The following is a 13,292-nucleotide window of genomic DNA, read 5'->3' on the forward strand; positions in this document are numbered from 1 at the left end:
CCCGGCGCCATTGGCAAATGCCGGATCGCTGGCTAAGCCTTCATTCATGCAGAAAATCCGATCGGGCACCATCGCCGCGCTCCTTCTCGGCAGCGTCGCCTCTCCCCTCCCCGTCGCAGCTGCTCCTCCAGTCGCCGCCGCGATTCGAGAAGCGGCCTTGCAGGACAGCATTGCCTGGGATTTCACCGAAAGCCTTACGACGGAGGTCGGCCCTCGCCCGGCTGGCACACCTCAGGAAGCGCGGGCGCGCGATTGGGCGGTTGCGAAGCTCAAGTCACTCGGCTTTTCCAATGTCCGCGCGGAACCATATAGCATGCCGGTCTGGGTACGCGGCCATGACGAAGCACGGATTGTATCGCCCTTCCCTCAGCACCTGGCCTTGGCCGCGCTCGGCAACAGCGCATCGACGCCCGCGAAGGGGATCGAGGGCGAAGCCGTCTATTTCCCTACGCTGGCTGATCTTCAGGCGGCGCCCGACGGCAGCTTGAAGGGCAAGATCGCCTTCGTCAGTCATGCCATGACAGCGACTCAAGATGGCAGCTCCTACAGCCATTTCGGCGCGACCCGCCGCCAGGGGCCAAGTGTCGCATCACGCAAAGGCGCAGCGGCGATCCTGATACGGTCGATCGGCACCGATCAGCACCGTCTGCCGCATAGCGGTGTTCAGATGTGGGCCGATGGCGTGAAGCCGATCCCGGCCGCCGCACTCAGTACCGTGGATGCCGACCAGCTGATCCGCGTAATGTCACGGGGCCAGCCCGTCCGCCTTCACCTGACCCTTACGTCCAGGATGCTCAAGGATCAGCCTTCGGGCAACGTCATCGCGGAATTGCCCGGCGCTGATCCGGCCGCGGGCATCGTCCTTGCCGCCTGCCACATCGATAGTTGGGACCAGGGCACCGGTGCCATAGACGATGCCTCAGGGTGCGGGATCATCACGGCTGCTGCGCTCCACGCTGCCAAGGCAGGCTCCCTCCGCCGCACCATCCGCATCCTCATGGCGGGGGCGGAAGAGGTCGGCGGCGATGGAGGGCGCGCCTACTTCGCCACGCATGGCAGCGAACGTCATGTCGTGGCCATGGAATCGGACTTCGGCGCAGACCGCGTCTGGCGCGTCGATTTCAAGCTGCCCGCAACCTACGCAGCGGTATCCAACCGAATTTCGAACGCCCTTGCTCCACTTGGCATCGCGCCCAGCCGCATCGCTGCCGGAGGCGGATCGGATATCGAGCCCTTGGTGAAGGCAGGGGTGCCGGTAGTCGATCTGCAGCAGGACGGCACCCGTTATTTCGACATCCACCACACTGCGGACGACACCCTGGGCAAGGTGGATCGCGCGCAACTGCAACAGAATGTGGCAGCCTGGGCCGTCACCCTGCATGAATTCGCCACCACCACAGAATCGCTGGCGAATAAGTGAACTTTTGTAGTAGACAACATTCCGTCGCGTGATTCCGTCGCTTCACCGACGCAGAAAAGCATTGATTTGTGCAGCGCACACGTTAATGCGGGTCGCTCGCGTCGGGCGTGTTAACAATATGCCGACGCGGCAATATGCTATGGGAGCCGTACACAATGAAGAAGATCGCTGTTGTTTTCGCTTCGGCCGGCCTGATGGCCCTCGCCGCTTGCGGTGAGAAGCCGGCCAACGAGACCGCGAACGCTTCGAACGCTGTTGTCGAAAACGTTGTCGAAAACGCTGCTAACGCTGCCGACAACGCTGCGAATGCTGCTAACGCCGCCGACAACGCTGCGAACGCTGCTTCGAACGCTGCGAACGCCGAATAATCTTCGCGTCAGCAAGATTTTTAAGAGGGCGGGCCGTGTCACGGTCCGCCCTTTTTCTATGTGCGCGAGATACGCGCCGTAGCTGTGCAAGAAGCTGTCGCAGGAACAGCGCCGATCATCGATGTTTGAAGGTGGTCGGGGAGACAGGAGACGGAGACAGAGGTCTCTGAAAACCAGAAAACATCGAATATCCTTGCATTTCCGGCACCTTCCGCCCTACAGACCTGCCCCACAAACCTGCCCCACACGGGCGCTTAGGGGGCTCCATGGCAGCACTGAAGGCACGGCATAACAAGTGGGAAGCTAGGGTGCGGGTGCCTCAGGCGCTACGGGCCGAGCTTGGTGGCAAGGAGCATCTCTACCGAACCCTGACGGCCACCGATAAGCGCGCCGCGAAGCTGGAGGCATCTGCATGGGAGGTGTCGCTGAAAACGGCTTGGGCCGCTCGCTCCGCTGCAGGTGGATCGCAGCAGGCCAGCCTGCGCCACCTCTACAACACCTTCCGCACCCTCGCCGAACAGGGTCACTTCACCGCTGAGGTCGGCAACCCTGATCCCATGGGTTACGACGAGGTGACGGAAGGCATCGACCTCACTCTCAGCCTTATGGCCGACGCGGCGGAGGACCGCCCCTTGACGGTTGAGGAGCAGGCGAAGGTCTGGGCGCTAGGTGACGCGCGGGACGCCCACATGGGCCAGAAGGTCAAACCCCGGCAGGAGCTACAGGCTACCTTCCGCGAACTCGCCGACGAACACCTCCGCCTCTGGAAGATTGCGCCTGGCCGCAAGGAAACCAACACGGAGCAGCAGAAGGTCGCCACCTTCGACCTGTTCGCCAGCTTCTTCGGGGAGCGGCCTCTGCGGCAAGTGACCCGCGCCGACGCTTCCGCCTTCGCAGACGCACTCCGTCAGCTTGATCCGAACTGGGCTCGCACGGGCAAGGCGAAGAAGGACGCGCCGCCGATGTCGTGGAAGGAACTGCAGAAGACCTTCGGAGGTCGCGACAAGGGCCTGTCGGATGCGACCGTCAATCGGCACATGGCTACGCTCACCGCCCTGTGGAAGTGGGCAGAGACGCGGGAACACTGCACTGGCCCCAGCCCGTTTCAGGGGCACCGCAGGCAACTGAAGGATGGCCGGAACAAGCTCGGCTATGTCGCGTGGGAGCCGAAGGAGCTGGAGCGGCTATTCTCGCCGCCGCCAGTCCGCACCGACCTGACAGAGGTCATGATCGTCGGCATGTTCACCGGCATGCGGCTGAATGAGATCGTCTCATTGACCTGCGGCCAGATCGGCGTGGAAGACGGGGTGACGTTCATCGAAATCACCGACGCCAAGACGGTGGCCGGGGAGCGGAAGGTGCCCCTGCATCCCAAGCTGGCATGGCTGGCGACGAGGGCGAAGAAGGGCAAGCCCGGCGACCGGTTGTGGCCCAAGTTCAACCCTGAGGGGCCCGGAGGGAAACCCGGCGGTGACGCTGGCAAAGAGTTCTCCCGCTTCAAGCGGTCCCTCGGCTTCACCGACCGCCGCAAGGTCTTCCATTCGTTCCGCAAGAACGTGGTGGGGCAGCTGGAGCGCGCTAGGGTGCCGCAGAATGAGGTGGCGCAGTTGGTCGGCCATGAGAAGCAGGGCCTGACGTTCGGCGTCTATGGCGGCATGACGATGCTTCAGCGGCTGGCGGAGATCGTCGCCCTGATAGACTATCCCGGTTTGGAGATGCCGACCGTCACCGCCTGACACTCGGGAAATCTTCCCGAGACACATCACCATCCCGTGCCGTCATTCGGGTGCCGAGATGGTCGGTCTACTTCAGCGGCCTCTTCCCAGTCCAGCCGATGCAGATAGAAGTTCCGATTGCTCTGGTCGATGAAGTGCCGGATTGCCGTGATGGCTGCGCCGAGACCGATCAGCACGGCTGCTGCGTCGACAATCTCCATCTTCCGCACGAGGAAAAGGGCGCAGGCACCGGTTACGAGATCATAGAAGCCGAGGCGTCCATTGTCCCGCTTGTAGTGCTGCTTGAGCGCGTCTCTCACTTCGTCGCGTGTATGCCCCATGCTGAACATGCTGGTGTGCATTGATTTTCCCCTTCTGCGTGACGGTCGGTTCTACCTTACTCGATTTTCCCGCACCATTGAGGGAGGACTACCCTTAGGTAAACCCTAGGGAACTCCTTCCTCCTCTTCCTCTAATTGGTCCTACAGGCTTCTTCACCTTCAGCGACCGTGCCCCCTGCCGCGTCTCACTAATTGACACGCACCATTGAAGAAAGAAGCCGCCCTGGTCGATTACCCCGCACTTGTGGGGTGGGATATACCTTAGGGTAAACCCTCGGTGGCCTTCAGATCACCCACTCCTACCGCTCCCCTCTCTGCATCTCAGCGGCCAACAGGCCATCTCCCCCTGACTTTGGCGCAGAGGGAGGCGTCTCGCCATTACCCCGCACTAGTGGAGAGAGAAACGTCGGACCTGCGGGTCCGCTTCGTCAAAGGATATTCAATGCCGCGCACCTGTCGCATTCCGCCCGTCCGCGTAGCGGCAGGCGTGAAGTTCTGTTTTCAATGCTCAACCGCAAAGCCCCATGCTCATTTTGCCACCGACCGAAAAGCGTGGGATGCCCTAAGGCCCATGTGTCGCTGTTGCGATGCCAGCCGCGTCCGCGCTTATCGGGCCAAGAAGGCTGAGACGCCCGTCGCCGACCGCATCGCCCAGTCCCGCCGGCACTGGCAGGAGATCAAGGCGGGCGTGGAGCAGCGTTTAACCGCCACCTGAGGTGCATCCAACTTTGGATGCAGCTGCCCTCACTTTCGAGGGCTGCTCAAAACTGAGCCACCCCCCCTCAAGTCCCCTGAAGGAGCCTTCAGTTCTGAAGGCACCCTAACGTCCCTTCAGTCGGACCCTCGCGGCCATCCTTTCCCTGCCTTGTGGCGCGGCATCGGATTGGATGGTCGCCACCCTATCCCGGTCATGAGCCGGGGTCCGGTCGCACCGCGACCAACGCCACGGCCCTGCGCCGTTCAACCCTCAACATGAGTATGAATAATGACCAACCACTTCACCGATCCCTCTGCCCCGGAACCGAGCGACGCGGAGATCGAAGCCCACATCACCGGCTTAGACATCGTCTCCGACGTCCCCGGCCCCTTCACCGGCAGAAACCCCCGCGAGACCTTCAACTGGTCGTCGGCGGGTGCCCCTGAGGTGACCATAGAAGCCTTACCGCCGACGCCCTCGGCACCTTTACCCATCAGTTCGCCATCACCGATGCGCGGGGAACCGGACTGCTCCCGCTGCAATGCTACATCGTTGACGGGGTTGGATCAGCAACCTTCGACATTCTAGGCCGGGTCTCACCAGAAGGGCCATGGTTCCCGCTGAAGGAGGGACTGCAGGCCGGTCTCCTCGAAGCGGTCTCTTGGGTGCCTTACGTTGCCCTGAGGGTCACCGCGCTATCTAGCGGAGCGAAGGTCGCTCTGCATATCGCCCATTCCTGAATTAACTGGAGCAGCCATGAATATCGACCGCTACCCCTATGCCTTCTGCGCCTCCCTTCTTTCTGGCCCGGCGCGGGATAAGTTCGCATATGTCGCCCACGGCCTCGATCATCCGTCACCGCGCGCCTGCTATTATGTTGCAGTCCGAAAGCAGGAAGCCGAGCCAGCGGCATAGCAGTCATTGCGGCCCCTCAGGGCACCCAAAGGGGCCGTTAGTTCCAGCTAAAAAAATCCGAAGCGGGTTACGTATAGCGCCGACTCCGACGCTCCCCCCATGGGGTGGGCGGTGGTAGCATCGGCCCCGCTGCAGGGGACCTCAGGGTCTCCTATGGAAAGCCGGGGGGGCCCCCTGTGAACGGAAGGGGCGGCGGGTCACAATGACGGCACCGCGCCCCAACGTCGTCAAGCAGCTGCCGCCTTCACCGGTACTACTGCAATCCCGGTGCGAGTGCAGATACGTTGATCCGTTTCTATGCCGTGGATGAGACGGTTGAGCCGCCGCCGTGCATCAAGCGCCATTCGCGCCCCCTCCGCTGCATGCGCGTCCTGATCCGCCACCATTCTAATCTCTGACATTCTTGCCCCCTAAGTTGCGTTGAGGGCTTCCCATCTAATGATGAAGAGACCGTATGTCATTGAAAATAAACATCTTGTAAGCAGTTGATCTGGCTTGTGGAGGCATGGCTCAAATCTGAGCCATCTGCGGTGAACGAAAACGGTCGATTACGATACAGCGCGGAAGAGTGTATCGGAAAGTAGCTTGACAGGCGTTTCGATCCAGCCCTATTTACGGAACACGTTTCCGATACAGAGGACTGCTCCATGGCCCGCACCTTCGCCTACTGCCGCGTCAGCACTGCCGACCAGACCACCGACAACCAAGTCCGCGAGATTGAGGCCGCAGGGTTCGCCATCGAACCTAAGCGGGTGATCGCTGAGACCGTTTCCGGCTCCGTTGCAGCTATGGAGCGCAAGGGGTTCGCTCGGCTGGTGGACAGGCTGGAGGCTGGAGACGTCCTAATAGTTACCAAGCTGGACCGGCTAGGCCGTAACGCGATGGACGTTCGCGCCACGGTGGAGAAGCTGGCCGGTGAAGGCGTCCGCGTCCACTGCCTCGCTCTGGGCGGGGTGGACCTGACAAGCCCAGCGGGCAAGATGACCATGGGCGTTATCAGCGCCGTGGCGGAGTTCGAGCGCGATCTACTCATTGAACGCACCCAAGCGGGCCTGAGCCGTGCCAAGGCCGAGGGCAAGGCGCTGGGTCGCCCCTCCGCCCTGTCGCAGGAGCAGCAGGAGACCGTGAGAGCCCAGCGGGCCTTAGGGGTCTCCCTCGGGACGCTTGCCAAGGAGTTCGGGGTCAGCCGTGCCGCTATCCAGCGGGCAGAGAAGCGGGCCTGATTTTCCCACCATCTCAGCCGCAGGAGAGCCGAAAGGCTCCCGCAGCTACCTAACCCTATCCAGCCGCCCTTTCGCCGTCTGACGGTCTGAGATGGCGGCTTTTTCCATACACGGTGGACCAATGAGCAAGAAGATACCCATCGCGGTCCCGCAGGGGTCCAAATGGTGCCATGGGTGCCAGCAGGTGAAGCCCGTGCAGTCCTTCTGGATCGATCGGAGCAAGAAGGATGGGCGGCATTACTGCTGCATCAGGTGCGGGGATCGCAAGGCGCTGGAGCGCGCCGAGCGGGGGCGGATGATGAATGAAGTTTTCCTGAGGGTTGGACGAGGGTGACTGCAGGGTAGCGTTCGGATGGCCTTGGCCATTCTCGGGCGCTTCCCTGCTTTTTTCGCCTTCAGTTTAGAAGATCGCCGCCCGACTGCGCCCGCTTGATCTGATTTGCAACGGCATCCAGACGTTTCTGCAGAGCCGCCTCCTGTTCCCGTCGTTCTTTATTAACTCGATCCTGCTCCAAGATCATGACGATGGCGTCCTTAACCACCGGAAAGATAACAAGGCACTCAGCCTCAGAAAGCTCGTGGATCCCCTTACTGAGTATACCGTACACACTCCGGTTTCGAACTAACGCTTCTGGCAGAACAGATTTAAGTGCTGTGATTTTCTCTTCGATGCGCATGCCATCGTAACCGGCAATCGCACCATCGGCATCTTCGACTGCTTTTCGGTGATCAGCTAATAATGTCTCAAAAATCCTGCGTAGGTATGCATAAGAACCAATCCCAACACCGTTTGCGGCTAATCCAATGGCGCGATGTAGTTCGGCGGCTCTCTCCGGCCCCAACGCTTTACGATACTTTTTAAGTTCGGGATTAGACATGTCAGCATGCGATGGATACTGGCCGACCTTCATCAACGTTCGTTTAGTGATAACAAAATGAAACGTGACAGTATGGGTCTTGTTCCGGCCGCAGTGAATGTTCATCGTGAACGAACGGTTTCCTAACGGCTGCTCAGGCCGGAACCGATGCAATCGGCTGTCGTAGAAGATGGTTCGATCTTCACAGTGGGTGCAGTAGCCATCTAGTTGAAAAGTATCGATGCCCCATTCTTCGAGGGTGCCGCTGTCTGCCGTCTCTAACTGCAGAGGCGTATAAAGAGGTAAGTCTAACAAAATCTCGGATAATGATGGCAGCGGCACCGGATTACTCCACGTCTTGGTATCGGTCGTCCTCTAATCGCAACCGACTAATTTCGCCACCGGCAACGTGTGCCAGCATCACATCGGCGAAAGTCCTTTCGTCGGGGTCTTACGTTCCCATCGGGAGAATGGGTAGAAGGTGAAGGAGGTCGGAGTCGAGGGCGTGACTCATCACACAAACCTGCCCCACAAACCTGCCCCACAAGTGGGCGAGATTTCCGGCTAAACCGCTGAAATAATTCGGTTTTATGAAAGTGGTCGGGGAGACAGGATTCGAACCTGCGACCCTCTGCTCCCAAAGCAGATGCGCTACCAGGCTGCGCTACTCCCCGACGTAAGGCGCCTTAGCGGCGAAGAATGCGTCCCGTCAATGAGCCATCGCGGAACAGTGGCATTCTATTCTCTTCAGATTGGCCGATGCAGGAAATGGTGGGCCCGGCAGGACTCGAACCCGCAACCTAGCCGTTATGAGCGGCCAGCTCTAACCATTGAGCTACAGGCCCCACCTGATCGACCGGATAGGAGGCATCAGGCCGCTTGGCAAGCCTGTCTCCGCACCGGAACTGCTTCCAGAAACTGATCCAGCGAAGCCGCTTTGACATCTCGCCTGGCGAGGTAGTCCAAAATCTTGTCCCACCACATGAAAAAGGCCGCCTGATCCTTCGCGCTGCGCACATAGGGCGTGTGCCCCGGCTCCAGCGTCGGCGAGTGGAAGCTGAAGTTCAGGACTGCGGCGCCTTCTTCGATCAACGCATCGATCGCGCTTATGGCATCGCGGGCCGGCACGCCCTCTGGCGTCAATGGCACCCGGCTGAACAAACCGCTACGCGCCAAGCCCCCCGAGATCCTGCCGACCGACTGCGCCTTTTGATAAAGCCGCTCGCCCCCGCTTCGCAACATCCCCACAAAGGCTGTCGAAAGCGGCAGCTCGACCAGAGCACGCTCCGGCCCCGCCCAATAGGGATTGAGTGGCAAACCCCGGAAGTCCGGTCCATGCTGCGCGCTATAATCGAACCTGCTGCGTACCGAGCTGTCGAGCCGAAACCCGGTCTCCTCCAACAAGCGCGCGCTATTATGCCCAACGCCATAGCGCCCAGCGCGATAGGCTGCCGGGCGTCGGCCGAACCGCTCCGTGATCCGGTGACATAATGCTTCCAGCTTCGCGCGCTCAACCGCCTCGGGAAGAAACCCTGCATAGCTGTTCGCCTCAGTCACCTCTTCAACGTGCGGAGGATTGACCCAGGGGTGAAGGTGCGCGCCGACATCCGCCGTGTCGTCAGCCACCCACTGCGCCATCATCCCGGCAGCGGCGTCATCGTCTACCACTGGATAATCAGCAACATAAATGGGCTTCACGCCCGCTGACGTGAAATAAGCCTGACCGCGCGCCATGCCATCCAGTGCCGTCACGCCATGGCCATGGCGGCTGAATGGCGCGCTCCAGTCGAACTCTTCCTCGGTATCAACGAACAGCATGAACCGCGTCCCGAAATCGGGGGCAAGCGTGACCATGTCCTGCGCCAAGGGCCTGCGCAGCAGACTGCCGTCATGATCAGATGAATTCATAGCCCCGCTCTACCGCCGCAAAGGTTGCGATAGAGTTTCCCTCAGTGTCAGAAGCTGCCTGCGGCATCCTCAGCCAAGGTGATCGCTGGCATCGACAGCAGGAAGCGATCCGGCTCGATCTCCAAGGCGCCGCCGCAACCCGCCGCAAGGCTCCGTATCAGGCGCAGCGAAAAGCCGAGGCCCAGCAACGGGCCATCCGCCCAATCGCCATCGGCTGTATAGCCCGGGTCAAGCAGCCGCTCCTCATCCATCCCCTCCAGGCTTGCAGGCCTGTCGACCGCCAGCATCACCGATCCATGTCCGCCATCCGGCTGATACCAGCAAGCGCCGCTCAGCGCCTCGCCCGGCGTCGCGATTGAAACGACCGTGCGGATCAGATGCTGTACCATGCGTTCGCCCTGAACCGGATCGATCCGCACCATCGGCAGCGATCGCGCCAGATTGATGTCGATCTGAGCGCCATTTCCCTCACCCTGCTCCCGGAACCGAGCGGACACTTGCGCGATCAGCAACGCCGGGTCGATCGCAACCGGAGCCTCTGCCCCTTCTCCGCGCGACACGCGGGCCGCAAGGTCAAGGTCATCGAAAGCAGCCAGCAGATGCCGGGCGTCCAAAGCAATCTTTCCCGCCATCTCCCGATATTCGGGGCCGCTGGGACCGAACAGCTCCTGTTCGATGATATCGGCGAACCCCAAAATAGCGTTCAGCGGCGTGCGCAGCTCATGCACCAGTTGCCGCAGCGAGTCGGCGGAAAGTCCGGCGACTGACACAGGTTCAGCCTGCGGCGGAGCCGCGACCTCATGCAGATAGGGGCGGCGGGCCTGGCCGCGATATCCCTGAAATCTGCCCGATCGCGGATCGAAGAAGGGCGTTGCCGATAGCCGCCATTCGCCCGCCATCGCTCCGCCGACGATGGTGTAGCGCCCATTCTGGAATCCGCTGCGCCGCATGAAAGCGCCCGCAACGCTGCCGTCGGGGCCGCTTGCGCCGACAACAGCCACCTCACCAAGCGAAAGTCCGATCAGCGCCGCGCGCGGGCCCTGATCGACCCAGATCATCATGCCCGTGGCATCCGTTTCGAATGCGAAGGAACCGACGGCGCCGGACTGCCCAACGTCGGCGCGGGGCGTGACAACATCGGGTATCCGCCGCCCGCTCGTAAAGCGTTCGATCCTGTCGACGAGGTTCCGGATCTGGTCGTCGCCTGCCGGAACGTCATCCGTCGGCTCGGCCGAAGCGTCTTCGACCAGTGCTTCCTGCACATCCGCAGATGGCTCCGCGCTGTCATCTGGCGCCATCATGGCGGGCGTCAGCAGCATGTCGCTCATATCGTCGACAGGTTCCGCCGGTCGGTCGCTTGTCAGGACGAGATCGGCCGCGCCGAACGCCTCCAGCGCCTGCTGTGTCGCGGCGCCCAGATCCCGCCGTCCCCGCAGAACGCCACGCGCCGTTGGCGTGAGGCTAGGCAGCAGGGCAATCCAGGCTTCATCAGGCAGGCGTGCGCGCGACATGGCGGCCGCCACAATCGCGGGCCTGTCATTGGCGAAAAACTCGACGAGCGCAGGCGACCGCAAGCGTCCGCCGAGCTCGACCACCGACGCGATCCGCTGGGTTTCCGACAATTGAGGTTGCAGTCCCGCGAGCCGGTCCAGCAACACGGCGCGTTCTTCATCCGGCAAGGTGCGCCGGTCGGCACGATCATTCTGCGCCAGCAGATCGACGCACTGACGCCACAGCGTCACCGCGCCCAGGCCGCTCCTGTTTTCTGCGGCGAGAACCGTCTGCATCAAATCGTTGAAGCGCACCTTATTCCCCTTGAGGACTTCCGCCGACGTGCAGAACTTCGCCGCGAAAGGAAATCATGACGAACGAATAGGCCTTCCCGTGCCTGAGGAAAAGAGCCAGCGGATGGCAATTCGGGGAGCGTCGCATAGTGGGACAATTGCATTGCCCTGAAATATTATTATGATACGGCGTAAGGATTAGAAAGGAAATAAGCAGAAGAATGGCTGGGCCCGCTATTGATGACATCGATCTCCACATCCTGGGCGAGTTGCAACAGGATGGCCGGATGACCAATGTGGAGCTCGCGCGAAAGGTCGGCTTGACCGCTCCTCCTTGCCTGCGCCGCGTGCGCGCCTTGGAAGAAAGCGGCGCGATCACTTCTTATCATGCTGTGGTCAACCCGGCCATGCTGGGCTACACCATCACCGTATTCGCGATGGTCAGCCTGAAGAGCCAGGCGGAATCTGACCTAAAGGCTTTCGAGGATCATGTCGCGACCCTGCCGGAGGTTCGCGAATGCTATATGCTGAATGGAGAGATTGATTTCATCCTGAAGGTCGTGGCCAAGGATCTTCAGAGCTTCCAGCAATTCCTCACGTCGAAGCTGACGCCTGCCCCCAATGTGGTGAGCGTGAAGACGTCCCTCACCATCCGCATGTCGAAAAATCTGCCTGGCGTGCCCCTGCCACTCTGACCGGCACCCAGCGGGGCGCGGTTTTTGCCAAAGGGCCAGCGCGCAACGAACCTGCGCGCTGGCCCTTCCCTAACACTTAGCTCGCAGGCGGCACTGCTACCGGCTGGAACGCCGTCTTGCGGCTTTGCTGGTCAACCCACACGCTCCAGAAACCGGCGACGTTCGCCCAATTGCCCGTAACCTGTGCAAGCGCCGTCTTCGCCGACGCCAGATCGCCTGACCGCGCCAGCGCTATGCCAAGGCGTGCATTAGCCTTCCCCTGGTCAACGCCGCCCTTCGACAAGGCGAGCCGGTACATCTCGACCGCCTGCGGGAACTGGCTGAGCGAGAAATAGCTGTCTGCCACAGACATCGCCGCCGACCCGTCCTTCGCGGCCGCTGCCTTCTTCGCGGCCGCTGGCAAAGCGGCGATTTCCTTCGCCGCCTTGGGCGTCACGCTCTTCATCAGGCTTGCCGTCACCGCCTGCGTCGGCGTCAGCTTGCCCGCGGAGCGGCCAGCCTCGATGATGGCCTTGGCCTCCGCATAATTGCCCGCCTTTTCAGCGAGCTGCGCATAGGCCTGATAGTCACGCTCGCTCGCCATCGCTCCATTGGCCGCCTGCAAGCGGTAAAGGTCAAGCTGCGGCTGCGCGTCGGTCCCCGGCGCCGTCATATAATTGGAAAGCGCGGACCGCCATTCCCCGGCCGATCCATAACGGGCCAGGCGCTCGCGATAGAGCGATCCCACCTCGGCCCAGTCACCCGCTGCATAAGCGAGCGAGATGGCACGGTCATACCAGGCAGCCGGGATCGCCTGCCCCGACGCCCGCTGTCGCGCCAGCGCTTCCTGTACGAAGGGCCGCGCGTCCTTAACCTTGTTCTTGCGCAGATAGATGTCCGCACGCAGCATCGTCGCGTCGATGCCGTCATACCCCAGCGTCTTGGCATAATCGAGCTGCGCCAGCGCGTCGTCATAATTGCCCACCACATAGGACAGGTAGCCGGCGGTGTAGCGCAGGCGCGGCGCATCCTTCTTGGGCACGGAATTCGTCTTGAACATGTCGGTCAATGCCACGCGCTGGCCCTGGAAATTGCGCTTGAGCACCGCCAGTTCGAACCGCAAGGCTGCGGCAACATAGGCCTCATAGTCGCTGACCGGCATCAACCCGCTGATCTGCGCCTGGGCATTGTTCGTGTCTCCTGCCTTGATCGCGCTGTCCGCCGCCTGTGCAGCTGCCCGGAACCCTTCGGACATGGTGATAACCGGCCCGCTGGTTGACGCCTTTTTGGCTGTCGCCGGCACCGATACGGCCGTAAGAGCCGTGATCGCAAGAAGCCCAGATTTCAGCATGGATTGTCGCAGCCCGATCATGTCGGCCGTCCCCTTTTA

Annotated in this window: 13 protein-coding genes and 2 tRNA genes; 7 read left to right on the forward strand and 8 right to left on the reverse strand. The window is 61.5% G+C overall.

All coding sequences use genetic code 11. From position 1 onward, the window contains the following. Positions 1-46: 46 nt before the first annotated feature. The 3 genes from NCHOL11_RS06425 to NCHOL11_RS06435 all read left to right on the forward strand — a co-directional run bounded on the left by NCHOL11_RS06425 (position 47) and on the right by NCHOL11_RS06435 (position 3,524). Positions 47-1,420: a M28 family peptidase gene (locus NCHOL11_RS06425; protein ID WP_097091573.1), complete on the forward strand. Its 1,374-nt coding sequence runs from the start codon at positions 47-49 to the stop codon at positions 1,418-1,420. A 155-nt stretch (positions 1,421-1,575) separates the two neighbouring features. Continuing rightward, positions 1,576-1,788 (forward strand): hypothetical protein, encoded by a 213-nt coding sequence (locus tag NCHOL11_RS06430; RefSeq protein ID WP_066523849.1) that lies wholly within the window; start codon positions 1,576-1,578, stop codon positions 1,786-1,788. Positions 1,789-2,054: 266 nt separating this feature from the next. After that, entirely contained in the window at positions 2,055-3,524 is a 1,470-nt protein-coding gene (locus NCHOL11_RS06435) for a tyrosine-type recombinase/integrase (protein WP_097091574.1), read from the forward strand. A 26-nt stretch (positions 3,525-3,550) separates the two neighbouring features. Here the strand turns inward: NCHOL11_RS06435 and NCHOL11_RS06440 are convergent, their stop codons facing one another. Next, a complete protein-coding gene (locus tag NCHOL11_RS06440; protein ID WP_141397817.1) occupies positions 3,551-3,865 on the reverse strand; it encodes a hypothetical protein in 315 nt (104 codons plus the stop codon). Between the two features lie 550 nt (positions 3,866-4,415). Here NCHOL11_RS06440 and NCHOL11_RS18155 point away from each other — a divergent pair. Continuing rightward, complete coding sequence (locus NCHOL11_RS18155) at positions 4,416-4,559, forward strand: hypothetical protein (RefSeq protein WP_176502190.1); 144 nt, start codon at positions 4,416-4,418, stop codon at positions 4,557-4,559. A gap of 1,124 nt (positions 4,560-5,683) precedes the next feature. Here the strand turns inward: NCHOL11_RS18155 and NCHOL11_RS18160 are convergent. Next, a complete protein-coding gene (locus NCHOL11_RS18160) occupies positions 5,684-5,857 on the reverse strand; it encodes a hypothetical protein (RefSeq protein ID WP_176502191.1) in 174 nt (57 codons plus the stop codon). Between the two features lie 246 nt (positions 5,858-6,103). Here NCHOL11_RS18160 and NCHOL11_RS06450 point away from each other — a divergent pair, with 246 nt between their 5' ends. After that, complete coding sequence (locus NCHOL11_RS06450; protein WP_097091577.1) at positions 6,104-6,679, forward strand: recombinase family protein; 576 nt, start codon at positions 6,104-6,106, stop codon at positions 6,677-6,679. A gap of 121 nt (positions 6,680-6,800) precedes the next feature. After that, complete coding sequence (locus tag NCHOL11_RS18340; RefSeq protein ID WP_097091578.1) at positions 6,801-7,013, forward strand: hypothetical protein; 213 nt, start codon at positions 6,801-6,803, stop codon at positions 7,011-7,013. 61 nt (positions 7,014-7,074) lie between these two features. Here NCHOL11_RS18340 and NCHOL11_RS06460 read toward each other — a convergent pair whose 3' ends face one another. From NCHOL11_RS06460 to NCHOL11_RS06480, 5 genes are all read right to left on the reverse strand, one after another. Beyond that, complete coding sequence (locus NCHOL11_RS06460; RefSeq protein ID WP_141397818.1) at positions 7,075-7,878, reverse strand: short-chain dehydrogenase; 804 nt, start codon at positions 7,876-7,878, stop codon at positions 7,075-7,077. A gap of 255 nt (positions 7,879-8,133) precedes the next feature. Next, positions 8,134-8,210: transfer RNA gene (locus tag NCHOL11_RS06465), tRNA-Pro, on the reverse strand. Between the two features lie 95 nt (positions 8,211-8,305). Continuing rightward, positions 8,306-8,381: transfer RNA gene (locus tag NCHOL11_RS06470), tRNA-Ile, on the reverse strand. A 25-nt stretch (positions 8,382-8,406) separates the two neighbouring features. Beyond that, on the reverse strand, positions 8,407-9,444 hold the full coding sequence (locus NCHOL11_RS06475; protein WP_097091580.1) for a polysaccharide deacetylase family protein: 1,038 nt from the start codon (positions 9,442-9,444) through the stop codon (positions 8,407-8,409). Between the two features lie 47 nt (positions 9,445-9,491). Beyond that, the gene (locus NCHOL11_RS06480) at positions 9,492-11,249 is read right to left on the reverse strand and encodes a sensor histidine kinase (protein WP_255254734.1); all 1,758 of its coding nucleotides are present in this window, start codon (positions 11,247-11,249) and stop codon (positions 9,492-9,494) included. Positions 11,250-11,449: 200 nt separating this feature from the next. On the opposite strand from NCHOL11_RS06480, the gene NCHOL11_RS06485 reads away from it, so the two are divergent. Continuing rightward, positions 11,450-11,923: an Lrp/AsnC family transcriptional regulator gene (locus NCHOL11_RS06485; protein WP_097091581.1), complete on the forward strand. Its 474-nt coding sequence runs from the start codon at positions 11,450-11,452 to the stop codon at positions 11,921-11,923. Positions 11,924-11,999: 76 nt separating this feature from the next. Here the strand turns inward: NCHOL11_RS06485 and NCHOL11_RS06490 are convergent, their stop codons facing one another. Beyond that, positions 12,000-13,253 carry a tetratricopeptide repeat protein gene (locus tag NCHOL11_RS06490; protein ID WP_441339491.1) on the reverse strand — a complete coding sequence of 418 codons (1,254 nt, stop codon included), beginning with the start codon at positions 13,251-13,253 and terminating at the stop codon, positions 12,000-12,002. Positions 13,254-13,292 lie beyond the last annotated feature (39 nt).

This window comes from Novosphingobium sp. Chol11 (genome assembly GCF_900218065.1).
In the GTDB taxonomy this organism is placed as follows: Bacteria; Pseudomonadota; Alphaproteobacteria; order Sphingomonadales; family Sphingomonadaceae; genus Sphingobium; species Sphingobium agri.